The following is a 24,134-nucleotide window of genomic DNA, read 5'->3' as shown; positions in this document are numbered from 1 at the left end:
CGTCGTCAAATTTGTGAGCGTAAGTGTCGGTGTGTACAATGACCTCCCTTTTGCCCCCGCAAAGCCGACGTACGTTCGGCGTGGATGGCAAGTGGTTGAATTGAAAAGAAATTTGCCTCGATAAGAGGCAGCCTGGTGAGAAAGTGTCTATGAAAGCAGGTCTGTACCAACCAGATGAATTCAAGGATAACTGCGGTTTTGGCCTGATAGCCCATATGCAGGGCGAGCCCAGTCATACCCTTTTGCAAACGGCCATTGAGGCCCTGACCTGCATGACCCACCGCGGTGGGATCAACGCCGACGGCAAGACCGGTGACGGTTGCGGCTTGCTGATTCAAAAGCCGGATGTGTTCCTGCGAGCCATTGCCCAGGAAACCTTCGGCGTTGCACTGCCCAAGCAATATGCCGTGGGCATGGTCTTCTTCAACCAGGACCCGGTCAAAGCCGAAGCCGCTCGCGAGAACATGAACCGCGAGATCCTCGCTGCCGGCCTGACCCTCGTTGGCTGGCGCAAAGTGCCAATCGACACCAGCGTCCTCGGCCGCCTGGCCCTTGAGCGCCTGCCGCAGATCGAACAGGTGTACATCGGTGGTGAAGGCCTGAGCGATCAGGACATGGCAATCAAGCTGTTCACTTCGCGTCGTCGCTCGTCCGTGGCCAACGCCGCCGACGTCGATCACTACATCTGCAGCTTTTCGCACAAAACCATCATTTATAAAGGCCTGATGATGCCGGCGGATCTCACCGCCTTCTATCCAGACCTCAGCGACCAGCGCCTGCAAACCTCGATCTGCGTGTTCCACCAGCGCTTCTCGACCAACACCCTGCCGAAATGGCCGTTGGCGCAGCCGTTCCGCTTCCTCGCCCACAACGGCGAGATCAACACCATCACCGGTAACCGTAACTGGGCCGTGGCCCGTCGCACCAAGTTCACCAACGATTTGATGGACCTGGAAGAACTCGGCCCATTGGTCAACCGCGTGGGTTCCGACTCCTCCAGCATGGACAACATGCTCGAGCTGATGGTCACTGGCGGCATCGACCTGTTCCGTGGCGTGCGGATGATCATTCCGCCTGCGTGGCAGAACGTCGAAACCATGGACCCGGATCTGCGGGCATTCTACGAATACAACTCGATGCACATGGAACCTTGGGATGGCCCGGCCGGCGTGGTAATGACCGACGGTCGCTACGCGGTGTGCCTGCTCGACCGTAACGGTCTGCGCCCGGCGCGTTGGGTCACCACCAAAAACGGCTTCATCACCCTGGCCTCGGAAATCGGTGTCTGGAACTACCAGCCTGAAGACGTGATCGCCAAGGGTCGTGTGGGGCCGGGCCAGATCTTTGCCGTGGACACCGAAACCGGCCAGATCCTCGACACCGACGCCATCGACAACCGCTTGAAGTCTCGTCATCCGTACAAGCAATGGCTGCGCAAGAATGCCCTGCGCATCCAGGCGACCATGGAAGACAACGACCACGGTTCGGCTTTCTATGACGTGGACCAACTCAAGCAGTACATGAAGATGTACCAAGTCACGTTCGAAGAACGCGATCAGGTGCTGCGTCCGCTCGGCGAGCAAGGCTACGAAGCCGTTGGCTCGATGGGCGACGATACGCCGATGGCCGTGCTGTCTCAGCGCGTGCGTACGCCGTACGACTATTTCCGCCAGCAGTTCGCGCAGGTCACCAACCCGCCGATCGACCCGCTGCGTGAAGCTATCGTCATGTCGCTGGAAATCTGCCTCGGTGCCGAGCGCAACATTTTCCAGGAGTCGCCGGAACACGCTTCGCGCGTGATCCTCAGCTCGCCGGTCATTTCCCCGGCCAAGTGGCGCTCGCTGATGAACCTCGATCGTCCGGGCTTCGAGCGCGCGATCATCGACCTCAACTACGACGAAAGCGTCGGCCTCGAAGCGGCGATCCGCAATGTGGCCGATCAGGCTGAAGAAGCCGTGCGTTCCGGTCGTACCCAGGTTGTATTGAGTGACCGTCACATTGCCCCGGGCAAGTTGCCGATCCACGCTTCGCTGGCTACCGGCGCGGTGCACCACCGCCTGACCGAAAAAGGCCTGCGTTGCGACTCCAACATCCTGGTTGAAACCGCCACCGCTCGCGACCCGCATCACTTTGCGGTGTTGATCGGTTTCGGCGCCTCGGCGGTTTATCCGTTCCTGGCCTACGAAGTGCTGGGCGACCTGATCCGTACAGGTGAAGTGCTGGGCGACCTCTATGAGGTGTTCAAGAACTACCGCAAAGGCATCACCAAAGGTCTGCTGAAGATCCTGTCGAAGATGGGCATCTCGACCATCACTTCGTACCGTGGTGCGCAGTTGTTCGAAGCCATCGGCCTGTCCGAAGAAGTTTGCGAACTGAGCTTCCGTGGTGTGCCGAGCCGCATCAAGGGTGCGCGTTTCGTCGATATCGAAGCCGAACAGAAAGCCCTCGCCGCCGAAGCCTGGAGCCCGCGCAAGCCAATCCAGCAGGGCGGTTTGCTGAAGTTCGTCCACGGTGGCGAATATCACGCCTACAACCCGGACGTGGTCAGCACTCTGCAAGCCGCTGTGCAGCAGGGCGACTACAGCAAGTTCAAGGAATACACGGCGCTGGTGGACAACCGTCCGGTGTCGATGATCCGCGACTTGTTCAAAGTGAAAACCTTGGACACGGCGCTGGACATCAGCGAGATCGAACCACTGGAATCGGTGCTCAAGCGCTTCGACTCTGCGGGCATCTCCCTCGGCGCTTTGTCGCCTGAGGCTCACGAAGCCCTGGCCGAAGCCATGAACCGCCTCGGTGCGCGTTCCAACTCCGGCGAAGGCGGCGAAGACCCGGCGCGCTACGGCACGATCAAGAGCTCGAAAATCAAGCAAGTGGCGACTGGCCGTTTCGGTGTGACCCCGGAATACCTGGTCAACGCTGAAGTGCTGCAGATCAAAGTCGCTCAGGGCGCCAAGCCCGGCGAAGGTGGTCAGCTGCCAGGTGGCAAGGTCAACGGTCTGATCGCCAAGCTGCGTTATGCAGTGCCGGGCGTGACCCTGATTTCGCCGCCGCCGCACCACGACATCTATTCGATCGAAGACTTGTCGCAGCTGATTTTCGACCTGAAACAAGTCAACCCGAAGGCCCTGGTCTCGGTGAAACTCGTTGCAGAAGCGGGCGTTGGCACCATCGCTGCCGGTGTGGCCAAGGCCTACGCGGACTTGATCACCATCTCCGGCTACGACGGCGGCACCGGCGCATCGCCGCTGACTTCGATCAAATACGCGGGCGCTCCGTGGGAACTCGGCTTGGCCGAAACCCACCAGACCCTGCGTGGCAACGACCTGCGCGGCAAAGTCCGGGTACAAACCGACGGCGGCCTGAAAACCGGCCTTGACGTGATCAAGGCTGCGATCCTCGGCGCTGAAAGCTTCGGCTTCGGCACCGCGCCAATGATCGCCTTGGGCTGCAAATACCTGCGCATCTGCCACCTGAACAACTGCGCCACCGGCGTCGCGACTCAAAACGAGAAGCTGCGCAAGGATCACTACATCGGCACCGTCGACATGGTGGTGAATTTCTTCACCTACGTCGCCGAAGAAACCCGTGAGTGGCTGGCCAAGCTGGGCGTGCGCTCCCTCGAAGAGCTGATCGGCCGTACCGATCTGCTGGAAATCCTCGAAGGCCAGACCGCCAAGCAGCAACACCTGGACCTGACCCCGTTGCTCGGCAGCGATCACATCCCGGCAGACAAGCCACAATTCTGCCAGGTGGACCGCAACCCGCCGTTCGACAAAGGCCTGCTGGCCGAGAAAATGGTCGACTTGGCCACTTCCGCCATCAACGACAAGAGCGGCGCCGAGTTCGCCCTGGATATCTGCAACTGCGACCGTTCGATCGGCGCGCGGATCTCCGGTGAAATCGCGCGCAAGCACGGCAACCAAGGCATGGCGAACGCGCCGATCACCTTCCGCTTCAAAGGGACGGCCGGTCAGAGCTTCGGTGTGTGGAACGCCGGCGGCCTGAACATGTACCTGGAAGGCGACGCCAACGATTACGTCGGCAAAGGCATGACCGGCGGCAAACTGGTCATCGTTCCGCCGAAGGGCAGCGTCTACAAGACTCAGGACAGTGCCATTATCGGCAACACCTGCCTGTACGGCGCCACTGGCGGCAAGCTGTTCGCCGCCGGCACCGCGGGCGAGCGTTTCGCTGTGCGTAACTCCGGTGCTCACACCGTGGTTGAAGGCACTGGCGATCACTGCTGCGAGTACATGACCGGTGGTTTCGTCTGCGTTCTGGGCAAGACCGGTTACAACTTCGGCTCAGGCATGACCGGCGGTTTCGCCTACGTGCTCGACCAGGACAACACCTTCGTTGACCGGGTCAACCACGAACTGGTGGAAATCCAGCGGATCAGCGGCGAAGCGATGGAAGCCTATCGCAGCCACCTGCAACGCGTGCTGGACGAATACGTCGCGGAAACCGACAGCGAATGGGGTCGTAACCTCGCTGAAAACCTCGACGACTATCTGCGCCGTTTCTGGCTGGTCAAGCCCAAGGCTGCCAACCTGAAATCGTTGCTTTCCAGCACCCGTGCCAATCCGCAGTGATATGCGCCTGAAGAGTTTGATGAGGTTTTAACAATGGCTGAACGTCTGAATAACGACTTCCAGTTCATCGATGTCGGGCGCAAAGATCCGAAGAAGAAACTGTTGCGTCAACGCAAGAAAGAGTTCGTGGAAATCTACGAACCCTTCAAACCCCAGCATTCGGCCGACCAGGCCCACCGCTGCCTGGGTTGCGGTAACCCGTATTGCGAATGGAAGTGCCCGGTGCACAACTTCATTCCGAACTGGCTGAAACTGGTGGCCGAGGGCAACATCCTCCAGGCCGCCGAGCTGTCGCACCAGACCAACACCCTGCCGGAAGTGTGCGGCCGGGTGTGCCCGCAGGATCGTCTGTGCGAGGGTGCGTGCACCCTCAACGACGGCTTCGGCGCGGTGACCATCGGTTCGGTCGAGAAGTACATCACCGACACCGCGTTTGCCATGGGCTGGCGCCCGGACATGTCCAAGGTCAAGCCGACCGGCAAGCGTGTCGCGATCATCGGCGCAGGTCCGGCCGGTCTGGGCTGTGCCGACGTGCTGGTACGCGGCGGCGTGACCCCGGTGGTGTTCGACAAGAACCCGGAAATCGGCGGTCTGCTGACCTTCGGCATCCCCGAGTTCAAGCTGGAAAAGACCGTGCTGAGCAATCGCCGCGAAGTCTTCACCGGCATGGGCATCGAGTTCCGCCTGAACACCGAAGTGGGCAAGGACGTGACCATCGAGCAACTGCTCGAAGAATACGATGCCGTGTTCATGGGCATGGGCACCTACACCTACATGAAGGGCGGCTTTGCCGGTGAGGACCTGCCGGGCGTGCACGACGCGCTCGATTTCCTGATCGCCAACGTCAACCGCAACCTGGGCTTTGAAAAGTCGCCGGAAGATTTCGTCGACATGAAAGGCAAGAAGGTCGTGGTACTCGGCGGCGGCGACACGGCGATGGACTGCAACCGCACGTCGATCCGCCAGGGCGCCAAGTCGGTGACCTGTGCGTATCGTCGCGACGAAGCGAACATGCCGGGCTCGCGCAAAGAGGTGAAGAACGCCAAGGAAGAAGGCGTGAAATTCCTCTACAACCGCCAGCCGATCGCCATTGTCGGTGAAGACCGCGTCGAAGGCGTGAAAGTGGTCGAGACCCGTCTCGGCGAACCGGACGCCCGTGGCCGTCGCAGTCCTGAGCCGATCCCGGGCTCCGAAGAGATCATCCCGGCTGACGCCGTGGTCATCGCGTTCGGTTTCCGTCCAAGCCCGGCCTCGTGGTTCGAACAGTTCGAGATCCAGACCGACAGCCAGGGCCGCGTCGTGGCCCCGGAACAAGGCAAATACAAACACCAGACCAGCAACCCGAAAATCTTCGCCGGTGGCGACATGGTTCGCGGGTCTGACCTGGTGGTGACGGCGATCTTCGAAGGGCGTAATGCCGCTGAAGGGATCCTGGATTACTTGGGCGTCTAACCCGATCCCGACCTGAAATGGGATCAAAATGTGGGAGCGGGCTTGCTCGCGAAGACGGAGTGTCAGACAGCAGTAATGTTGCCTGACACACCGCTTTCGCGAGCAAGCCCGCTCCCACATTGGTTTCAGGGTGTTGCCAAACACCGCATTCCACCGCGACAAATTGACCCGATAGACAAAAGGTGCGGCGCTTGCCGTGCCTTTTGCGTCGCGCTCTGAGAAAATGCCCGCACTTTTTTTCCGGATGCCGACATGACTGCCCTGAAGAACGACCGTTTCCTTCGCGCCCTGCTCAAGCAACCTGTAGACGTCACGCCGGTATGGATGATGCGCCAGGCCGGTCGCTACCTGCCTGAATACCGCGCCAGCCGTGCCAAGGCCGGTGACTTCATGAGCCTGTGCATGAACCCGGAGTTCGCTTGCGAAGTCACGATGCAACCGCTCGACCGCTATCCGCAACTGGACGCGGCGATCCTCTTCTCCGACATCCTGACCATCCCGGACGCCATGGGCCAAGGCCTGTACTTCGAAACCGGTGAAGGCCCGCGCTTCAAGAAAGTCGTCAGCACCCTGGCCGACATCGAAGCCTTGCCGATTCCTGATCCGCACAAAGACCTTGGCTACGTGATGGACGCGGTCAGCACCATCCGCCGCGAACTGAACGGCCGCGTGCCACTGATCGGCTTCTCCGGCAGCCCATGGACCCTGGCCACCTACATGGTGGAAGGCGGCTCGTCGAAAGACTACCGCAAGACCAAAACCATGCTCTACGACAACCCGCAAGCCTTGCACTTGTTGCTGGACAAGCTGGCTCAGTCGGTCACCAGCTACCTCAACGGCCAGATCATGGCCGGCGCGCAAGCGGTGCAGATCTTCGATAGCTGGGGCGGCAACCTCTCGGCGGCGGCGTACCAGGAATTCTCCCTGGCCTACATGCGCAAGATCGTCAGCGGCCTGATCCGCGAACACGATGGCCGCAAAGTGCCGGTCATCCTGTTCACCAAGGGCGGAGGCCTGTGGCTGGAAAGTATTGCCGACGCTGGCGCCGACGCGCTGGGCCTGGACTGGACCTGCGACATTGGCAACGCCCGTAATCGCGTCGGCAACAAAGTCGCGCTGCAAGGCAACATGGACCCGACGGTGCTCTACGCAAAACCGGAAGCCATCCGCACCGAAGTGGGCCGCATCCTCGCCAGCTACGGCAAGGGCAGCGGCCACGTCTTCAACCTCGGCCATGGCATCACCCCGGAAGTTGATCCGGAGCATGCAGGCGCGTTCCTGCGCGCGGTGCATGAGCTGTCGGCGCAGTATCACGAGTGATCGTCGCCCAATAAAAAACGCCCGGCTTATGCCGGGCGTTTTTGTTTGGGATACCAGACCGTACGCGGTCAATGTGGGAGCGAGCCTGCTCGCGAAAGCGATGGATCAGTCGACATCATTGTTGAATGTTCAACCGCTTTCGCGAGCAGGCTCGCTCCCACAGGGGGGGATTTGGGTCAGGCCTTTACACCGCCCAGCGGTGGCAGCTTCGCCAATTTCAACGCCACCAACAGCGCAATCACCAACAACCCACCAATAAACAATCCAATCCCGTTCCAGCCGCCAAGGTGCCAGAACACCCCGCCCGCCGTCCCGGCAATGCTCGACCCGGCGTAATAGCTGAACAGATACAACGATGAAGCCTGTCCTTTGGCCTTGATCGCCCGGCGCCCGATCCAGCTACTCGCCACCGAATGCGCGCCGAAGAAGCCAAACGTGAAGATCAGCATGCCAATGATCACCAGCGGCAGCGGCGTAAACATGGTCAGCGCGAGGCCCGCGAGCATCAGCACAATCGTCGCCCACAGCACTTTGCGTCGACCCAGTTTGTCAGCCAGCGAACCGATTTTCGCCGAGCTATAGATCCCCGACAGGTACACCACCGAGAGCAACCCGACAAAGGCCTGGTCCATGTTGTAAGGCGCGGCCAGAAGGCGATAGCCGATGTAGTTGAACAGCGTGACAAACGCGCCCATCAGCACAAAGGCTTCAAGAAACAGCAGAGGTAGACCAGCGTCGCGAAAGTGCATAGTGAAGCCGTCGAGCAGGCTGCGCGGGTGCATCGAGCGAGCGCGGAAGTTGCGCGATTCGGGGAGGATTTTCCAGAACACCGTCGCTGCGATCAGCGCCAGGCCACCGATCACCAACATCGCGGTGTGCCAGCTCACAACATCGATCAGTACACCCGTGATCAAGCGTCCGCTCATCCCGCCAATCGCGTTGCCACCGATGTACAAACCCATGGCCAGACCGATGTGCTGCGGGTGGATCTCTTCGCTCAGGTAAGTCATGGCCACCGCCGCCAGGCCGCTCAGCGACAACCCGATCAACGCACGCATGATCAAGACACCTTCCCAAGAAGGCATCATCGCGCTAGCCATGGTGCACAGCGCAGCGGCGAACAACGCCGTCACCATCACCGGCTTACGCCCGACGCGGTCAGAAATCGGCCCGGTGATCAGCAGACCAATGGCGAGCATGCCCGTGGCCACCGACAGAATCAGGCTGCTCTGGGCCGCGTTGATCGAATATTCGTGGGACAGCAACGGCATCATCGGCTGCACGCAATACAGCAGCGCGAACGTCGCGAAGCCGCCGGAGAACAGCGCCAGCACCGTGCGCATGAACATCGGCGTGCCTTTTTCGATGTAGATCTCGTTCAGCTCGGCGACGACATCGTCCAGCACAGTAGGCGGAACTTCATGGGCGAGTGGGGCGACAGCAGTTTTCACTTCGGACCTCGGAGGGCGCAGCCGGTCAGGCAATGAAAAAAGCATATAGCTGCCTAACGATTCAATCCAATATATTATTCGACCTGTTTAAGAGCTTTTACGACCTAATGGAGTTTTCATGGAATTGCGCCACCTGCGCTACTTCATCGCCGTCGCTGAAGAACTGCACTTCGGCCGCGCCGCCCAGGTGCTGGGCATCTCCCAGCCGCCGCTGAGCCAGCAGATTCAGGCACTGGAAGCGGAGGTTGGCGCGCGGTTATTCGAGCGTACCAACCGTCGGGTCGAGCTCAGTGAGGCCGGTCGGTTGTTTCTGGAAGAGGCGCGGCTGGTGCTGGCGCAGGTCGACAAAGCGGCGGACGTTGCTCGTCGGGCGCAACTTGGCGAGTTGGGCGAACTGAAGATCGGCTTCACCTCATCGGCACCGTTCAACTCGACCATTCCCCAGGCGATCTTCTCGTTTCGCCAACGCTTCCCGGCGGTGCACCTGAACCTGCGGGAAATGAGCAGCACCCAAGTCGCCGATGCGCTGGTGGATGAATCGATCGAAGTCGGGATCATGCGACCGCTGGGATTGCCGGATTCCCTCAGCGTGGTGGAATTGATGCGCGAGCCACTGGTGGCCGTGCTCAGCTCCAAGCATCCGCTGGTCAACGGCAGCGAAGAAGGCCTGTTCCTGTCAGCCCTGGCCCTCGAACCTTTCGTCTTTTTCCCACGCAGTTATGGCAGTGGTCTGTACGCCCAGTTGCTGAGCCTGGCGCGAGATGCCGGCTTCAGTCCGCACTTCGCCCAAGAGGCGGGCGAGGCGATGACCATCATCGGATTGGTGGCGGCGGGGTTGGGGGTGTCGGTGCTGCCGGCGTCGTATCAGCGGATGAGGATTGATGGCGTGGTCTATCGACCGCTGCTTGATCCGGAAGCGGTGTCAGCAGTGTGGCTGGTACAGCGCAAGGACCAGAAATCGCCGATGGCGAAGGCGTTTGTGGAGTTGTTGACGAGGAAGGTTGAACCCCTCAAATCGTGATGCCCTCTGTGGGACATTTCCTAAGCTATGTTCCGGAAGACTACAACGCCTTGCGGCGGAGCCTACGGCGAGCCCAGAACCCGCCGGCTTGTGCGCCTTGGGGGCCATCGGTAACTTGATTCGCGTCACTGCTTATTCTTGAGGCAACCCATGACTGAACAGTTCACTTGTTGGAATTCCGCCGAATACCTAAGGAGCGAAGAGGAGATAGCGTATTACCTAGCTGTTTGTTTGGATGAGGCGGGAAGTGATCCAGCGTTCATTGCTAGAGCGCTCGCAATCATTGCAAGTGCTCGTAGTATGAATCTGGCCGCGCTGGATATTCCCGAAAGGGGCTTGTGAGACTCTGAGGATCCTGGGTAACCAGCCATCGCAGAGCCAGACAGGTAAAGGGCGATGACAAGCCGACCTGTTTGTGAAAGGGCGCCGAAAGGCGCCCTTTGTCGTTCCTTGGTCTGCCAAAGCAGCTCCCATAAGTTGCTGAAGGCAGCAATAAAAACAGGCGACGTTTTAAGCCGCCCGTTTTCTTTTCTATGTGCAGACCTGCGCCTGCAATCGTCGCCCGATCACATCCATTAAATCGCAACCATCGCGCAATGACGTCACCAATACCCGCGCCAACTCACTGTGTATCCCTTCGCTAAACGCGATGTTCTCCAACAGTTGAGTCGCGGTGCGGATGCGGTAAGCCGCTGTTTCGTGCAATACGTCCAGCGGTGCTTGTGTATCGATCACCAGTGACGGGATGTGGCAGTCGATACCGGTGATGGGCATGTATCTATCCATGACAAAAAACCTCCATTTTGAAAAAGAACGCGATAGCTCAGGCATTGCTGGTGGGTGGGGTCCCATGTGGCCCCTGCGGTAGTTCAATGATGTCCAGCGCCCGGTTAACCAACAACTCGCCCAATGAGGCCAGTTGCTGAATGGCCAGCGCCACATTGCGGCGAGAGCTTTCCAGATCGCAGGCGAGATCAGTGCTCATGACATTCAGTGAGGCGAGGGTTTCACAGGCGTGACAAAGCAGGGTTTCCTTGTCGACGTCCGGGAGGATAGTGAAAACATGGCTGATCGGGTCAGGGCGATTTGGATTGCGCAGGCGTGCACTGACGAGGGGCTCGGTGATATCGGAGAGTTTGGATAGATCTATAGTTTCGTTGTTTGGAACGTCAGATGATTGTGTGTCATCAGGGGTTTTATTCTTCATATCGGTGCTCCTTACGAAGTTAGATAAGTACAAGTCCCATGCTGTTAGTGGCGACTTGGTTGGTCACTGTACGCGTGTTGGTGTGTTGGTAAAGTTATTATTAAATATTTTCTTATGGTTAATCAGAAAAGTTAACATTTGTTTAGTTAAATGATTAATTGGAGCGTTTTCAGCGGTTTCTGACACGCGATGAAATTTTCATAGCCTTGACGTTAGGTATGCGGAGGTCATTTTCCGCAAGATGGTCCTTGCTTCATGCTTTCTGTAGGAGTTTTCTCCGAATTCTTTACGCGGATTGGTTGTGAAATATTATCTAACGGTTTTTGTGAGCATTTATGACATTGTTTTTTGCATGGAAGCTATATATGTAAGGCTCTGCTTTTAACGCAGGTCATCATCAGTGCCTGGGTAGGGCTCGTAATTTTAATAACTAATAAGAAGTTGGTGAGTGTGAAATGTACAAAAAAGAAAAATCCGAAACACTCAAGAATAACGTCAGATATTTGATAAAGAGTCGTGGAGAAACACAGCTGTCTTTGTGCAATTCAAGTGGGTTGACCAGAACTACCATATATAATCTATTAGAAGGTAGAGTGATAAATGTACAGCAATCCACCATTCGCAAAATTTCCGATTTTTTTGGCGTTTCGTACAAAGAGATAGAAAATGTAGATTTTGAAGAGAGAGAAATAATCGAGAGTAATATCTCTTTGGAAGGGAATATGAATCCTGCTGCAGTTCCTATTATAAAGGAAAGCTTGTTGATTCAAAGTCTGGATAAGAGGATTGGTGAGTTGGCCACTATTTCTCCGCTGACATATTATTTTGGAGTGGCTTGCAATTTAATTGGTGTGCTTCTGGAGAACGAAATTAGCGGTGCCAATGAATCAGGCGATTTATTGATAGTGAAGAAAGGCTTGTCGAACACCGATAAAGAAAAACTGATGTACAACAGAGCAACTAAGAAGCTATTTATTTCCGGGGATTGTTTGCTGGAGTCTGAAGAAATTTGTATTGTGGGGGAAGTGATTGAGGAAAGATTCAATGGTTAGCAGTAGTGGCGTCGAAAATAAAAAATATAGATTGTTAGGGTTTGAAAATGAAAAGGGCCTTGCTGTTGTTATGGTTCTTTCCACTGGTAAAGTTGTAAAGATAAAGCTGGGCGAGCTACTAAAAAGTGAGATGTTGGATGATCTAAATAAGTCGGAAATAAAAAATGTATGCAGAAAGCACTATTCTCGTGGGGTTGTGTTGACCGCGTACGAGATAGCTGATCGCCATGAAAGTTCCTGGACTGTATATGTAATTCTAAATCTTTTGCTTTTTACTCTTTATATGTTTGCAAATATCGCTGCAGCAAAGCTTGTTTATTTTAAGCAGTTTGATATTGTTGTTACTCCTGGGGTGTTTCTTTACCCCTTGACGTTCTTGATAGTTGATTTGTTGAACGAGTTTTATGGCTTTAGGCTTGCAAGAAAAGCTATATTGTTTGCTTTCTCAAGTAATGCGATTGTTATAGTCATGCTCGCTGCGACTAGCTACCTCCCAGGGCTCCCCGGCTGGAAATTAGATTTGCCCTACGGGGAGGTGATTAGCTACTTCTCATCTGTATTAGTTGCCTCGTCTGTATCTTTTCTTTTGTCTGAATATGTGAATTCCTACTTGCTGTGTAAAATAAAAGAGCTCACAAGCTCTAAGTTTCTGTTTTTGCGGGTGTTCTTGAGCTCATTTTTTGCAGTGATAATAGACAGCGTTATCTTTTGTTTTATTGCATTTTATGAGGTTATGACAGTCAGCGAAATACTCAACATGATTTATGTTCAGATTGCCATAAAAATGTGTTTTGCAGTTTTTAATGTCTTACCTGCTTATGGGGCAAGATCTTTATTCAAGAAGTATGTCGCTGAAGTTCGTCCGGTCTAATAGTACGGGTGAGCCTGTCTTTTTAATATGCTAACGGTGAATCCGGAAGGGACTTGTAAGACTCTGACTATCCTGGGCAATCAGCTATCGCAGAGTCAGACAGGTAAATGGTGACAAGCCAGCCTGCTTGCAAAAAAGGGCGCCTCGAAAGGCGCCCTTTGTCATTGTGGCGAGGGAGCTTGCTCCCGCTTGAGTGCGTAGCGCTCACAAAATCTTCAGTGAATGTCAGAGTTTGGGGCCGCTGCGCAGCCCAGCGCGAGCAAGCTCGCTCGCCACAGGATTGCCTCAATGGGCAGCAAGGCTCTTACTGAACCTTCACCAAATCCCCTTTCAACGCAACACCGGCCATGATTGCGCCAGCGTGGCACTCATAGTTCTTGGCGTCTTTACGCTCATTGCTCTTGTAGAAACTCACAATGTTGGTCACCGCATTCGCCCCGGCGCTTTTGGCAGCCTGGAACAAGCTGATGATTGCCGATTGCGCGACCCATTCGCAGGCGACGGCGTCGGTCTTGTTGAAAGCGTTGGTTTTTTTGTTGGTCACGGAACCGGCGGTGAGGACGGTGACGTTGCCGGCCGGGTTGTTGCCGGCCAGGTAGAACTTGACGCTGCCGTCGATTTTGCCGGTGCGGGTGGCTTCGGCGACGGCTTTGTCGAAGGGCAGGTACACCGGGGTATCGCGGGCCTGGCTGACGGCGGGGATGGCGCAGATCAGCAAGGTGGCGGCGGCAGCGAGTTTCTTGAAGTGCATGGAGGTCTCCTTGACCCAGATTAATTCGGTTACGACCAGCGGCGGAAGATCAGCGAGGTGTTGACGCCGCCGAAGGCAAAGTTGTTGTTCATCACGTATTGGTTGCTCATCTGCCGGAATTCACCGCGCAGGTAGTCGAGCTTGCCGCAGTGCGGGTCGATCTCGTCAAGGTTGAAGGTGTGGGCGTACAGGTCGCGGTTCATCATTTCGATGCTGAACCAGGATTCCAGCGCACCGCAGGCCCCGAGGGTGTGGCCGAGGAAACTTTTCTGCGAACTGATCGGCATGTGTTCGCCGAATAACGCACTGGTTGCCAGTGTTTCGGCGATGTCGCCCTGTTCGGTGGCGGTGCCGTGACCGTTCACATAGCCGATGTCCGACGGCTGCAAACCGGCGTCTTCCAGGGCCAGTTCCATCGCGCGGCGCATGGTCGCCTGTTCCGGGCGGGTGGTGTGTTGGCCGTCGGCGTTGCTGCCGAAGCCGACAAGTTCGGCGTGGATGTGCGCGCCACGGGCCAAGGCGTGTTCGAGTTCTTCGAGCACCAGCATGCCGCCTCCTTCACCGATCACCAGGCCGTCGCGGCCCTTGTCGTAGGGGCGTGGGCTGGTTTGCGGGGCGTCGTTTTTCAGACTGGTGGCGTAGAGCGCGTCGAAGACCATGGCTTCGGTCGGGCACAGTTCTTCGGCGCCACCGGCGAGCATCAGCGGCAGGCGTCCGAATTTGATCGACTCGTAGGCATAGCCGATGCCCTGGCTGCCGCTGGTGCAGGCGCTGGACGTCGGGATCAACCGGCCGGTGAGGCCGAAGAAGATGCTGATATTCGCCGCCGTGGTGTGCGGCATCATCCGCACGTAGGAGTTGGCGTTCAGGCCTTCCGCCACCGAGTTGAGCAGCATGTTGCCGAAGGCTTTGATCTCGTCGGTGCTGCCGGTGGACGAACCGCAAGCGACGCCCATGCGTCCGTCCTTGATCGATTCGTCGCCCAGCAGCCCGGCGTCGGCCAACGCTTGTTCCGCCGCGCCAACAGCGAGGCGCGAGACGCGGCCCATGCTGCGCAGTTGCTTGCGGGTCCAGTGGCTCGGGACCTTGAAGTCATCGATCGGTCCGGCGAGACGGGTGTTGAGCTCGGTAAACCGATCCCACTCGTCCATGCGACGGATGCCGCTGCGGTTGGCCGCGAAGTTGGCGGCGATGGTGGCCCAGTCGCTGCCCAGTGAGGTGATGCCGGCCATGCCGGTGACGACGACGCGCTTCATCAGCACAGGCCTCCATTGACGGCCAGAACCTGCCGGGTGATGTACGAGGCTTCCGCCGACATCAGGAAATTCACGGCGCCGGCCACCTCTTCAGGGGTGCCCATGCGTTGTGCGGGGATCATTTTCATCAGTTCTTCCACCGGCACGTTTTCGTCGAGCATGGCAGTGTCGATCAGGCCGGGTGCGACACAGTTGACGGTAATCTTGCGCTTGCCCAGTTCGATCGCCAACGCTTTCGCCGCGCCGATCAACCCGGCCTTGGAGGCGCTGTAGTTGACTTGGCCACGGTTGCCGATCAACCCGGAAACCGAGGTGATGCACACAATCCGCCCGGCGGCGCGACGACGAATCATCGGCATCATCACCGGGTGCAGCACGTTGTAGAAACCATCGAGGTTGGTGCGCATCACCACATCCCAATCATCCTCGCTCAGCGCTGGAAAAGCACCGTCGCGGGTCAGGCCGGCATTGAGCACCACGCCGTAGTAGGCGCCGTGGGTTTCGACGTCGGCTTCGAGGATGGCTTTGCAACTGGCGCGGTCGGACACGTCGAATTGCAGGACTCGGGCATTACGGCCCAAGGCTTCGACTTCGGTTTTAACCGCTTCAGCCTCGGCCAGACCGCTGCGGCAATGCAGCACGATGTCGTGCCCGGCCTGGGCCAGGCGCAACGCGATGGCGCGGCCGATACCACGGCTGGAACCGGTGACCAGTACGGATTCAGTCATCACTCGACTCCTTGGATTTCTTGAAGATATTGCGCGGCCTGGGGCGGACGGTACACGTTCAGGCGCGCGGTGGCGTGGATGCCGGGCGCATTGATGTGGCATTCGAACACGCCCATGCCGCTGTCGTCTTCCAGGGAGCGCAGCCCATGGATGGTCAGCTCGGTGCCGGCGGGGAAGTGTTCGACGTTGCATTCGAATTTACGCGTGCCGAGCAGGAAGCCCAGCTCCACCGCATCACCACGGGCGCGGGCGTGACAACCGGCGTAGGCGGCGACGCTCTGGGCCATCAGTTCGATGCCGACCCAGGCCGGCAGACTGCCGTCGGGCCGATTGAACAGGCCACCGGGCTTGACGGTGAGGCGGGTGTGAATCTGCTCGTCATCGAACGACAGGATCTGCTCGATGAGGATCATGTCGCCAGCGTGAGGCAGCAGTTCGGCGAGCGGCCAGTCAATCATGGGGCGTCTCCGATAATCAGGCTGACGTTATTGCCACCGAAGGCAAACGAATTGCTCATCAGGTAGCGGGGTGCAATGGACGCCAGGCGATGGGCCGGGGTCACCCAATTCAATGGCGGCAGGTCGGGGTCGGGCTGGCCGTCCCAGACGTGGGGCGGCAGGGCGTGTGCGGGATTGTCCGCGCTCAGGCTCAACCAGCAGAACGCCGCTTCCAGTGCACCGGCGGCGCCGAGGGTGTGGCCGGTCATCGGTTTGGTCGACGAGCAGGGCACGCCGTCCGGGAACAGCGCCGAGACCGCCAGGCTTTCCATGGCGTCGTTGTGTTGGGTGGCGGTGCCGTGCAGGTTCAGGTAGCCGATTTGCGACGGTTGCAGATGGGCGCGGCTCAAGGCTTTATGCATCGCCTGCTGAGCACCACGGCCGGTCGGTTCCGGCGCGGAAATGTGGTGCGCGTCGGAGCTGGCGCCGCTGCCGAGCAGGGCAATCGATTGGCCGTCGCTGGCACTTTTGCTCATCAAAAACAGCACCGCCGCTTCGCCGATATTGATGCCGTTACGGTTCGCCGAGAACGGATTGCAGCGCTGCTCGGACACCGCTTCCAGCGCCGAGAAACCGTTGAGGGTCAGCTTGCACAAACTGTCGACCCCACCGCACAACACCGCGTCGCACATCCCCAGGTCGAGCAAGCGTTGGGCGCTCATCAAGGCTCGGGCGCTGGAGGTGCAGGCGGTGGAAATCACATAGGCCGGGCCGCTCAATTGCAGCCAGTCGGCGAGGAAATTCGCCGGGGCGCCGAGTTCTTGTTGCTGATAGTCGTAGTCGTCGGGAAATGCATGCTCGCGGACGTAATGGGCCAGCCCGCGACTGGCTTCGTCGATACCCGAAGTGCTGGTGCCGAGCACAACACCGACGCGGCCAGGACCGTAGGTCAGGATCGCGCGATCAATCTCCGGGCGAATTTGCAACGCTGCTTCCAGCAACAGTTGATTGTTGCGGCTGCGTTGCTCGCTCATCTCCGGTGGAATCTGCGCCAGCTCACCGCGTACGGCGGCCACCGGCAACGAACGTTCCACTACCCAACCGGCTTCGCTGCGCATGCCAGAGCAATCGCCGGCAAACAGGTTACGGGCGACTTCCTGCTTGTCGCGACCCAGGGCGCAGATCAGCCCCAAGGCGTTCAAATAGGCGGTCATGGCGTGTCTCCGCTCAGCGGCGTGACTTGGTATTTCGGACCTTTGGGCAGGTTCAATTCAAAGCTCAGCGGTCGTGAATAACGGACATCCCAATGTTCTGGCAAGGAGCGCTGCCCGCCATGCTGCCACGCGGCGGGATAGTTGCTTTGCAACTCGCCTTCGGGGGTCAGGGCAAACAACAGCGCGGCGAACAACTCGCGAGCCTCGGGGTTCGGCGGCAGCAGACCATCGGCCTGCCAGTCACCACCGACCAGCTTCTGCCGGGCTTGGGGAATGCCGAGCAAATCCATCATCGACCAACGCAGCGCGGGGCCTTCCTGCTGGATGACCAACACCCAGTCCTGGCGATCGTCGGCCATCAGGCGCTGGATGTGTAGTTGCAGCGGCAATGCGAGGCTTGGGCTGTGTTCAGGCAACGGCGCGCGGCTGGCGCAAGCGCTCAACAGCAAGGCACAAGCCACCAACAAAAATCGCCGCACCACCACTAACCCTGTGGGAGCGGGCTTGCTCGCGAAGGCGTCGGCACATCCAGCACTGTTGTCGACTGACCCACCGCTTTCGCGAGCAAGCCCGCTCCCACAGGGATTTGCACAGGTTTGTTGAATTGCGCTAGACATCAAACAGCACCTTCAAGCGGCTTGCGCGCCACCACATTGACCAGCGTTTCTTCCCGCTGGCCAAAAGGCTTGGCCTTACGCAAACCAAAGCGTTCAAGCAGACCGAAATCCGTGGCGCGGCTCCACCACAAGTACGGGTAAGACACGTTCTGCGGGCCGAATTCGAAACCCTGCTGGCGAATCATTTCCAGATACCCGGCCGCACTCTTTTGCACATGCATTGGATGCCGAAACAACCAGCGAATCACCCACGTATCAATGTAAGCCTCGGTGGACTCGGCGAACAGCAGATAGCCGCCGGGTTTGAGCACGCGATAGAACTCGGCGAGGGCCTGATCCTGCTCCACCAGATGATGAAAAGTCTGGTGGCAGAACAGCAGATCAACACTGGCATCCGGCACGTTGAGCGTCGCGCAATCACTGCCGATCAACTCAACCGTCATGCCTTGACGCGCCGCTTCCTCAGCGCTGAGATTCAAACTCTGCGGATCCGCATCCACACCGATCAAGCGCTGGGGTGCAAACGCCTGGCGCAGATACTGGAACGACTTGCCTTGGCCGCAACCGGCATCCAGCAACACCGGATTGCTCGGCAGCGACTCACTGAACAAACCCCGCAGATCATTGATCGCGACCCGCAATACATGGTGCTGCCAGGTGTGGCTGCGCAGGAACCAGAAACCGAAGCGGGTTTCTTCGACGTAGTTGTCGCTCAAGTAGCTCATGTGGCATCCCTTGCACAAAATTCCGAAATCACCTTCAACCGGCGCTTGGCTTCGCTGACGAACGGGTTGCGTTCGTCCCAGGCGTAGCCGGCGAGGATCGAGGCGATCATGCGGCGGATTTCCGGCGAGCTGCCCTTATGGAAAATCACGTCCTGGAAGGTCCCGGTGTACCAGCCTTCGACGTAGCAACGGAACGTATCGACGCCGCGTTTGAGCGGGTCGGCGAACTCGGTTTGCCAGTCGACGCTTTCGCCCTGCAATTGGCGGTGCAGCACGCCGGCGGCCATGCTCGCCGAACGCATCGCGATGGTCACGCCGGAGGAGAACACCGGGTCGAGGAATTCCGCCGCGTTGCCCAACAGCGCAAAGCCTGGGCCATGCAATGTTTTGACGTTGGCCGAATAGCCGCCGATGGTGCGCGCCGGGGTGTCCCATACGGCGTTGTTCAGCACGCCGGCGAGGCTTGGGGTTTCGGCGATGAAACCGCGCAGGCACTGGTCCAGATCATCGGTGCGACCGGCGAAATGTTCAGCGGCAGCGACCACGCCCACCGAGCAACGGCCGTTGCTGAACGGGATCGTCCAGAACCAGATATCACGGTGGACCGGGTGGGTGGTGACGAGGATTTTGGTGCGGTCGAAAGTCGGGTTGTCGATGTGGTCTTCGACGTGGGTGAACACTGCTTGGCGCACCGGGAAATTCGACGGCGCTTCCAGGTCGAGCAAGCGCGGCAGCACGCGGCCATAGCCGCTGGCGTCGAGCACGAAATCCGCCTCGACGCGGTACTCGCTACCTTCCTCGCGCAACACGTTCAGTTGCGGTTTCGACAGGCTGAAATCGGCGCTGACAATGGCTTCGCCGTAGCGCAATTCCACGCCTTGCAGCGCCGCCTGATCGGCCAGCAGCTTGTCGAAATCGGCGCGCTGCACCTGGAACGTCGTCGGCTTGCCGTTGCTGAAGGTGTCGCCGAAATCGAAGGCCGTGTATTCATCGCCCCAAGCGAACGCGGCACCGGTTTTCACCTGGAACCCGGCAGCGTTCACCGCGTCGAGCATGCCGGCCTCTTCGACGAAATCCAGGCAATGGGACAACAGGCTTTCGCCGATGGAGAACCGTGGGAAGTGCTGGCGCTCGATCACCAATACATCGTGACCCTTGCGCTTGAGCAGTGCGGCGGCGATGGCGCCCGAAGGACCGGCACCGATGACGACGACCTGACGATGTTCCATTTCAACGGTTGGCACGGGGGCTCCTTGCCGGGGCGGCGATATTCAGCGGGATTCGGTGCATGCCGGCGAGTGCCGGCAGCAGTGTGGCGATCAGACCCATCAGCATCAGCGCGAAGTACAGCGGCGGGCTGATGAGTTGTTGTTGCAGCAGCAGGTTGAGAAAGACGATCTCGCTCAACCCGCGAATATTCAGCAGGACGCTTTCGCGCCAGCGGCTGGCGCCGTCAGACGAGACACCGGCCCAACCCAGACCGAGCCAATTACCCAGCAGTTTGCTGAGGATCGGGAACAGCAGCAGCGCCGCCAGTTGCAACCAGCCGAGGCTTGCCATGGCGCTGTGCACGTTGATCTGCACGATGCCGAACGTGAGGATCAGCGGGATAGCGATCCAGGTCTGCAAGCGATGCATCCAGATCGCCGGCAACGGCAACACCAGCGGGATTTTCAGCGCGGCCATGCACAGCAGATACCCGATGCCGAAAATAAGCGCGTTCAGTTTGAAGTGTTCGGCCACCACCAGCAGTGCGAAGAAACCGCCGCTGTACAACAACTGCTGGCGCAGACCGAGCAAGCGCAACAGCACCGGCAAACAGGCGCCGGCCAATGGCAGCAACAGACTGCTCAGGTGCAGGCTGCCCTGAGCGAAGCCGAACAGCGTCCAGCACGTGAGGTCGATCAGGATCGCGGTTTGCACCAGGCGTCGGGTGGCGTCGGGCGGATAGTTGATGTGCCGCAGGTACAGGTACAACACCGGGATCGCCGTGATGGCGAACACCAGACCGACCGCCAACGAGCTGAGCCACGATTGCGGCGGCAGTATCCAGACCGCCGTCGCCAAACCGCAGGCGAACGGCAGACAGAAACTCGGCAGGGCGATTTTCAGGCTCTGGCGATCCAGTTGCAGGTCGATCACGTCGCTGAGGATGTGCCCCAGCAGCAAGGCGAAACTCAGGCTGTAGAGGTTTTTCAGCCATACCGGCGAGATGAGGTCCGCGCCGCTGAGCTGCCAGCCCGGTTCGATCCAGAAGTACATCAACAGCGGCAATCCGAATGTCGCCAGCAGCAACTGGCTGACAATCGGGATTAAGCCGAAATGCCGGCCGACGCGAGTCGCGACGGCAAACATGCCCAGGGCCATCGCCCAGAACAGCACGATCATCATGCCGTCTGCTCCACGGCCGGAGCGGCGTGGACTTGTCGTCCGGCCCACGGCGCGAGGATGAAGCTGAACGCCAGACCCAGGCTCACCGACAAACCGAAGTTGCTCACCGCTGGTGTGCTGGAGACCGCCAGCAAGCCGAACGACAGCCAAGTGGTCAGTGCCGCCAGCAACGTGCCCAGCAGGCTCACGGCGGCGCCGCCGACCTGTTCGCGCATGAGGATCGCGTAATCGACGCTGATGGCCGTCACCAGCAACAGGCCGAACAGGCTGAACAGCGTCAACGGCTGGCCGAGCCAACCGAGGCACGCCAGGCTGCACAGTGCGGCGAGCAGCGGCAGCGCGACGATCCGCAGCGCACCGCCGAGGCCGAACGGCAGGATCAACACCAGTACGATCAGCACGCAGGAGGCGAGTTTCAGTTCAGCGGCGCTGATTTGGGTCTGGGCGAAGACATTGTTCAGTTCGCCGAGGCGATCCACCAATTCAACGCCCGGCAAGTCCAGAGCCTGGACCCGCAGCAGCGACGGGTTGTTCAAGCCTTGCAGGCTGACCATGGCTGCCACGCCGCCGTCATCGGTCGGCCCAAGCCACAGTGTGCGATAAGGTTCGGCCAATGGCCCGACCAGCGCGGCGTCGATGTCTTCGACAGGCAGCGCCTGCAACTTGGTCAGCTCGGCTTGCAGCGCTTCAACCGGCACGCCGACGTCGAGCAATGGCTGCCAGAACTGCGGCAGTTTGTTCAACGCCTCGCGCACTTGCTGCTGTTCGCTCGGCTGGCTGACCAGTTGGTTGAGGGAGAGAAAACCCTGGAGTTTGTCGAGGTTGACCAGTTGTTCCAGGCGGTCATTCAGCGCGCCCTGGCGCTCCAGCAATTCCTGCTGGTTGGCGGCCCTGATCAGGAAAAACTGGCTGGTGGGCTGGAAGCCTGTGATGCGCGCGATCGCCTGGGCTTCGTCGGTCAGATGCTGTGGCATGCCGACCCACTGGCGAATGTCATTCTTGGTGCTGAGCTGCAACAGACCACCAACACAGAAGGCAATCAACAGCGCCAGCAACACCGGTGTGCGGACATGCTTGAGCAGCGTTTCACGCAGGTTCACCAGACACTCGGCGACTCGCAGCGGCCATTGCGCCGGGCGCAGGTCCGCACCCTTGAGCAGCGCCGGCAACAGGCACACCGCCGACAGATAAGCACCGAGCAGCCCGGCGGCGGAGAACACGGCGATTTGTGTCAGGGCCGGGAATGGTGTCCAGGCCAGGGCGAGGTAACCGATGCAACTGGTGATCAGGCTCAGCGTCAGCCCCGGCAGGGTCAGGCGCAGGGCCGGCCAACTGTTCCAGGGTTTCAGGCTCCAGCTCTTGGACAGGTAATGCAGCGGGTAATCCACAGCGACGCCGATCAAGCTGGAGCCGAGCACCAAGGTCATCACATGCATATGACCGAACAGCGCCACGCACGCCACCATGCCGAACAACATCCCCACCAGCACCGGGACGAACGCGAGCAACACGCGCAAACGCCGGAACGCCAGCAACAGCAACAACAGGATGCCGAGCGTGGCGCCGCCACCGACCCAGGTCATTTCCCGGGTCGCTTGTTGCTGACCGTTGGCCGCGTAGAGCAAGCCGCTGGCGGCGAGCAATTGCACGTCGCCTTGGGCCGCTTCTTCGCGACTGTGTTTGAGCAAATCGGCGACTTGCAGTGGCAGGTTCATGTCGAAGGCGTTGCCGGTGGTGCGCGCGCGCAGCAGCACCCAACTCTTGCCGTCGGCATCGGCAATCAACGCGCCGCTGCCGATGTCCAGTTGCACCGCGCCGTGTTGCGGCTGGCTGTTCTGAATGCGCCCGGTCAGGCCCAGCCAGTCGTCCTGGCTCGGCACCAGGCTGAAGCCGGTGAAGGGGTCGAACAGCGCTTGTACGCGTTGTTGAATGAACGCGTCGGGATGCTCGATCAGCTGTTGCCGATCCACGTCCGAGAGCATCGCCAACCGGCCTTGCAGCAACTGCGTGCGCAGGGCCGGGAGGTCGGCTTGCAAGGTCCATTGGACTTTTTCGAACAAGCCGCTGGCCTGCCACTGCTCGCCGAGTGTCTGCGCCATGGTCACGGCTTGCTGGCGATCGGTATGGCCGACCAGCACCAGCATTTCGCGGTTCAGCGGTTCTTGCATGCGTTGTTCGGCGCGCAGTTCCAGCGCGTCCGGTGCCGTGCCCGGCACCAGTTCCATCAGGTTGGCCGACAGCGGGGCGCCGTCACGCCATTGCCAACCGGCGAGCGCGAGCACCGCCAGCAGCAGGATCAGGAACAGCCGTGGAAGCCTCCGTTCACTCGGCAAAGTCATGTTGCTCCGCGTCGCTCAACGGTTGGGCGCTGGTGCTGTCCTGCATGCGCAACAGGGTGCTGTCGCCTTGGGTTTCCAGCAGCTCGATGGTGTTCACCAACTCGCCACCATCAATGTTGATCTGGTTGAACACTTGCTTGAGCAGCATCGAGCGCGGGGTCAGGGTCAGCTTCCATTTCTGCGCATCGCCGCTCAGCGCCAGCTCGAAATCCCGTTGCAAACCGCTGCTGTCACCTTGCAGCACGGCGAGGAACAACCGGTTCTGCTCGGCCCCGGCGCTCTTGCCCGGCAGCAATTGCCAGCCGTTGGCGTCACGCCGGGCAATGCCCTTGGCGTTGATCCGGTAATCCTGTTGCAGCGGAGTTTTCAGCAGCCACAGCAGGCCGTGGTTTTTAGCGAGGACGAAGGTGCCTTTGCTGACCAGCGGCTGGGGCAGGGCACGCAGGTGTTTTTCCTGAATGAAGTTGCCGTGGATCACATCCGGCTTGGCCAGTTGATCGCTGAGTTGTTGCAGGTCGAACGCCTGGGCCTGCGAAGCGAAACCCACCATCAACAGCACCGCAATCGCGTAGCAGCTGCCGAGCCCGCGAGGCTGCGTCCGGCGGCGAAGCCGTCGTAAAACCTGTGTATGCGGTGCATCAGGTAAAACGCGGGGCGACTGCTTCGCAGCCGAACGCAGGCTTCGCCAGCTGCTACAGGTGAATATC

At 59.2% G+C, this 24,134-nt stretch carries 21 protein-coding genes; 7 read left to right on the top strand and 14 right to left on the bottom strand.

Annotation, left to right across the window (positions count from 1 at the left end):
* Positions 1 to 149: 149 nt before the first annotated feature.
* From gltB to hemE, 3 genes are all read left to right on the top strand, one after another.
* A complete protein-coding gene (gltB, locus tag NK667_RS25110) occupies positions 150 to 4,595 on the top strand; it encodes a glutamate synthase large subunit (RefSeq protein ID WP_054616456.1) in 4,446 nt (1,481 codons plus the stop codon).
* Positions 4,596 to 4,628: 33 nt separating this feature from the next.
* Positions 4,629 to 6,047, top strand: a complete 1,419-nt coding sequence (locus NK667_RS25105) for an FAD-dependent oxidoreductase (protein WP_054054588.1) — start codon at positions 4,629 to 4,631, stop codon at positions 6,045 to 6,047.
* Positions 6,048 to 6,299: 252 nt separating this feature from the next.
* Complete coding sequence (gene hemE / locus NK667_RS25100; protein WP_054616455.1) at positions 6,300 to 7,367, top strand: uroporphyrinogen decarboxylase; 1,068 nt, start codon at positions 6,300 to 6,302, stop codon at positions 7,365 to 7,367.
* Between the two features lie 176 nt (positions 7,368 to 7,543).
* Here the strand turns inward: hemE and NK667_RS25095 are convergent, their stop codons facing one another.
* Entirely contained in the window at positions 7,544 to 8,818 is a 1,275-nt protein-coding gene (locus NK667_RS25095; RefSeq protein WP_054616454.1) for an MFS transporter, read from the bottom strand.
* 118 nt (positions 8,819 to 8,936) lie between these two features.
* Here NK667_RS25095 and NK667_RS25090 point away from each other — a divergent pair, with 118 nt between their 5' ends.
* Complete coding sequence (locus NK667_RS25090) at positions 8,937 to 9,839, top strand: LysR family transcriptional regulator (protein ID WP_054053135.1); 903 nt, start codon at positions 8,937 to 8,939, stop codon at positions 9,837 to 9,839.
* Between the two features lie 150 nt (positions 9,840 to 9,989).
* Positions 9,990 to 10,181 carry a helix-turn-helix domain-containing protein gene (locus NK667_RS25085; RefSeq protein ID WP_063869699.1) on the top strand — a complete coding sequence of 64 codons (192 nt, stop codon included), beginning with the start codon at positions 9,990 to 9,992 and terminating at the stop codon, positions 10,179 to 10,181.
* Between the two features lie 189 nt (positions 10,182 to 10,370).
* Here NK667_RS25085 and NK667_RS25080 read toward each other — a convergent pair whose 3' ends face one another.
* Together NK667_RS25080 and NK667_RS25075 are read right to left on the bottom strand one after the other, a co-directional pair.
* A complete protein-coding gene (locus tag NK667_RS25080) occupies positions 10,371 to 10,625 on the bottom strand; it encodes a hypothetical protein (RefSeq protein ID WP_054053137.1) in 255 nt (84 codons plus the stop codon).
* Between the two features lie 37 nt (positions 10,626 to 10,662).
* Positions 10,663 to 11,046, bottom strand: a complete 384-nt coding sequence (locus tag NK667_RS25075; RefSeq protein WP_054616453.1) for a DUF6124 family protein — start codon at positions 11,044 to 11,046, stop codon at positions 10,663 to 10,665.
* Positions 11,047 to 11,501: 455 nt separating this feature from the next.
* Here NK667_RS25075 and NK667_RS25070 point away from each other — a divergent pair, with 455 nt between their 5' ends.
* Together NK667_RS25070 and NK667_RS25065 are read left to right on the top strand one after the other, a co-directional pair.
* Positions 11,502 to 12,098 carry a helix-turn-helix transcriptional regulator gene (locus NK667_RS25070; RefSeq protein WP_054053141.1) on the top strand — a complete coding sequence of 199 codons (597 nt, stop codon included), beginning with the start codon at positions 11,502 to 11,504 and terminating at the stop codon, positions 12,096 to 12,098.
* The gene (locus tag NK667_RS25065; RefSeq protein WP_054053143.1) at positions 12,091 to 12,969 is read left to right on the top strand and encodes a queuosine precursor transporter; all 879 of its coding nucleotides are present in this window, start codon (positions 12,091 to 12,093) and stop codon (positions 12,967 to 12,969) included. The genes NK667_RS25070 and NK667_RS25065 overlap by 8 nt, the downstream gene beginning before the upstream one ends.
* Positions 12,970 to 13,273: 304 nt before the next feature.
* Here NK667_RS25065 and NK667_RS25060 read toward each other — a convergent pair whose 3' ends face one another.
* Genes NK667_RS25060 through NK667_RS25010 form a run of 11 tightly spaced genes read right to left on the bottom strand, consistent with a single transcriptional unit; the run spans position 13,274 to position 23,977 of the window.
* Positions 13,274 to 13,720, bottom strand: coding sequence for a hypothetical protein (locus NK667_RS25060; protein ID WP_054053145.1), 447 nt, complete (start codon positions 13,718 to 13,720; stop codon positions 13,274 to 13,276).
* A 29-nt stretch (positions 13,721 to 13,749) separates the two neighbouring features.
* On the bottom strand, positions 13,750 to 14,976 hold the full coding sequence (locus NK667_RS25055; RefSeq protein ID WP_054616452.1) for a beta-ketoacyl-ACP synthase: 1,227 nt from the start codon (positions 14,974 to 14,976) through the stop codon (positions 13,750 to 13,752).
* On the bottom strand, positions 14,976 to 15,704 hold the full coding sequence (gene fabG / locus NK667_RS25050; RefSeq protein ID WP_054053149.1) for a 3-oxoacyl-ACP reductase FabG: 729 nt from the start codon (positions 15,702 to 15,704) through the stop codon (positions 14,976 to 14,978). The genes NK667_RS25055 and fabG overlap by 1 nt, the downstream gene beginning before the upstream one ends.
* Positions 15,704 to 16,162 carry a hotdog family protein gene (locus NK667_RS25045; protein WP_054053151.1) on the bottom strand — a complete coding sequence of 153 codons (459 nt, stop codon included), beginning with the start codon at positions 16,160 to 16,162 and terminating at the stop codon, positions 15,704 to 15,706. The genes fabG and NK667_RS25045 overlap by 1 nt, the downstream gene beginning before the upstream one ends.
* Positions 16,159 to 17,355 carry a beta-ketoacyl-[acyl-carrier-protein] synthase family protein gene (locus NK667_RS25040; protein ID WP_054053153.1) on the bottom strand — a complete coding sequence of 399 codons (1,197 nt, stop codon included), beginning with the start codon at positions 17,353 to 17,355 and terminating at the stop codon, positions 16,159 to 16,161. The genes NK667_RS25045 and NK667_RS25040 overlap by 4 nt, the downstream gene beginning before the upstream one ends.
* Positions 17,352 to 17,972: a hypothetical protein gene (locus tag NK667_RS25035; protein ID WP_177331468.1), complete on the bottom strand. Its 621-nt coding sequence runs from the start codon at positions 17,970 to 17,972 to the stop codon at positions 17,352 to 17,354. The genes NK667_RS25040 and NK667_RS25035 overlap by 4 nt, the downstream gene beginning before the upstream one ends.
* Complete coding sequence (locus NK667_RS25030) at positions 17,972 to 18,697, bottom strand: class I SAM-dependent methyltransferase (RefSeq protein ID WP_054053155.1); 726 nt, start codon at positions 18,695 to 18,697, stop codon at positions 17,972 to 17,974. Before NK667_RS25030 ends, NK667_RS25035 begins: the two co-directional genes overlap by 1 nt.
* Positions 18,694 to 19,941, bottom strand: coding sequence for an NAD(P)/FAD-dependent oxidoreductase (locus tag NK667_RS25025; RefSeq protein WP_054616451.1), 1,248 nt, complete (start codon positions 19,939 to 19,941; stop codon positions 18,694 to 18,696). The genes NK667_RS25030 and NK667_RS25025 overlap by 4 nt, the downstream gene beginning before the upstream one ends.
* Entirely contained in the window at positions 19,928 to 21,088 is a 1,161-nt protein-coding gene (locus NK667_RS25020) for a cation:proton antiporter (RefSeq protein WP_054616450.1), read from the bottom strand. Before NK667_RS25020 ends, NK667_RS25025 begins: the two co-directional genes overlap by 14 nt.
* Positions 21,085 to 23,427: an MMPL family transporter gene (locus NK667_RS25015; protein ID WP_054616449.1), complete on the bottom strand. Its 2,343-nt coding sequence runs from the start codon at positions 23,425 to 23,427 to the stop codon at positions 21,085 to 21,087. The genes NK667_RS25020 and NK667_RS25015 overlap by 4 nt, the downstream gene beginning before the upstream one ends.
* A complete protein-coding gene (locus tag NK667_RS25010; RefSeq protein WP_054616624.1) occupies positions 23,411 to 23,977 on the bottom strand; it encodes an outer membrane lipoprotein carrier protein LolA in 567 nt (188 codons plus the stop codon). The genes NK667_RS25015 and NK667_RS25010 overlap by 17 nt, the downstream gene beginning before the upstream one ends.
* Positions 23,978 to 24,134: the final 157 nt, after the last annotated feature.

The organism is Pseudomonas nunensis (genome assembly GCF_024296925.1).
Classification (GTDB): Bacteria; Pseudomonadota; Gammaproteobacteria; order Pseudomonadales; family Pseudomonadaceae; genus Aquipseudomonas; species Aquipseudomonas nunensis.
The sequence above is the reverse complement of the archived record's forward strand: the minus strand, read 5'-3'. Positions and strand labels throughout refer to the sequence as shown.

What these genes read in the sequence shown, in the direction of transcription:
- gltB (WP_054616456.1), top strand. Translation starts at nt 150, where the DNA reads ATGAAAGCAGGTCTGTACCAACCAGATGAATTCAAGGATAACTGCGGT.
- NK667_RS25105 (WP_054054588.1), top strand. Translation starts at nt 4,629, where the DNA reads ATGGCTGAACGTCTGAATAACGACTTCCAGTTCATCGATGTCGGGCGC.
- hemE (WP_054616455.1), top strand. Translation starts at nt 6,300, where the DNA reads ATGACTGCCCTGAAGAACGACCGTTTCCTTCGCGCCCTGCTCAAGCAA.
- NK667_RS25090 (WP_054053135.1), top strand. Translation starts at nt 8,937, where the DNA reads ATGGAATTGCGCCACCTGCGCTACTTCATCGCCGTCGCTGAAGAACTG.
- NK667_RS25085 (WP_063869699.1), top strand. Translation starts at nt 9,990, where the DNA reads ATGACTGAACAGTTCACTTGTTGGAATTCCGCCGAATACCTAAGGAGC.
- NK667_RS25080 (WP_054053137.1), bottom strand. Translation starts at nt 10,625, where the DNA reads ATGGATAGATACATGCCCATCACCGGTATCGACTGCCACATCCCGTCA.
- NK667_RS25075 (WP_054616453.1), bottom strand. Translation starts at nt 11,046, where the DNA reads ATGAAGAATAAAACCCCTGATGACACACAATCATCTGACGTTCCAAAC.
- NK667_RS25070 (WP_054053141.1), top strand. Translation starts at nt 11,502, where the DNA reads ATGTACAAAAAAGAAAAATCCGAAACACTCAAGAATAACGTCAGATAT.
- NK667_RS25065 (WP_054053143.1), top strand. Translation starts at nt 12,091, where the DNA reads ATGGTTAGCAGTAGTGGCGTCGAAAATAAAAAATATAGATTGTTAGGG.
- NK667_RS25060 (WP_054053145.1), bottom strand. Translation starts at nt 13,720, where the DNA reads ATGCACTTCAAGAAACTCGCTGCCGCCGCCACCTTGCTGATCTGCGCC.
- NK667_RS25055 (WP_054616452.1), bottom strand. Translation starts at nt 14,976, where the DNA reads ATGAAGCGCGTCGTCGTCACCGGCATGGCCGGCATCACCTCACTGGGC.
- fabG (WP_054053149.1), bottom strand. Translation starts at nt 15,704, where the DNA reads ATGACTGAATCCGTACTGGTCACCGGTTCCAGCCGTGGTATCGGCCGC.
- NK667_RS25045 (WP_054053151.1), bottom strand. Translation starts at nt 16,162, where the DNA reads ATGATTGACTGGCCGCTCGCCGAACTGCTGCCTCACGCTGGCGACATG.
- NK667_RS25040 (WP_054053153.1), bottom strand. Translation starts at nt 17,355, where the DNA reads ATGACCGCCTATTTGAACGCCTTGGGGCTGATCTGCGCCCTGGGTCGC.
- NK667_RS25035 (WP_177331468.1), bottom strand. Translation starts at nt 17,972, where the DNA reads ATGTCTAGCGCAATTCAACAAACCTGTGCAAATCCCTGTGGGAGCGGG.
- NK667_RS25030 (WP_054053155.1), bottom strand. Translation starts at nt 18,697, where the DNA reads ATGAGCTACTTGAGCGACAACTACGTCGAAGAAACCCGCTTCGGTTTC.
- NK667_RS25020 (WP_054616450.1), bottom strand. Translation starts at nt 21,088, where the DNA reads ATGATGATCGTGCTGTTCTGGGCGATGGCCCTGGGCATGTTTGCCGTC.
- NK667_RS25015 (WP_054616449.1), bottom strand. Translation starts at nt 23,427, where the DNA reads ATGACTTTGCCGAGTGAACGGAGGCTTCCACGGCTGTTCCTGATCCTG.
- NK667_RS25010 (WP_054616624.1), bottom strand. Translation starts at nt 23,977, where the DNA reads ATGGTGGGTTTCGCTTCGCAGGCCCAGGCGTTCGACCTGCAACAACTC.